This window comes from Cobetia sp. SIMBA_158 (assembly GCF_046566945.1).
GTDB classification, from domain to species: Bacteria; Pseudomonadota; Gammaproteobacteria; order Pseudomonadales; family Halomonadaceae; genus Cobetia; species Cobetia amphilecti.
On sequence record NZ_JAWJYL010000564.1, the window covers coordinates 1 to 261 of the forward strand.

Consider the following 261-nt stretch of genomic DNA (forward strand, 5'->3'; position numbering starts at 1 on the left):
TTTTGACGACAATATAATAGCGTGTGACTTTGATAACGGTAAAGCATTGAAGCTGGCTGATAACCGAGTGTTGCTTATGGTTGATAGTCAGTTTGCAATCCCTGATAGCGTTTTAACGCTTGATAACGATGCCCCATGGCAGCAAGCAGCAATTTTAGCTGGCGAGCCACAGCTTAGCAGTGATGCAATTGGCGAATATGTACCGCAAATGGTTAACTTACAAGCCATTGGTGGCATCAGCTTTAAAAAAGGCTGTTACAC

1 protein-coding gene is annotated in these 261 nt (G+C 43.3%); it reads left to right on the top strand.

Features of this window, described 5'->3' with window-relative positions; genetic code table 11:
* On the top strand, positions 1 to 261 hold a 261-nt coding region (locus R2R70_RS21090), incomplete at both ends, for a tRNA-modifying protein YgfZ (protein WP_410979063.1).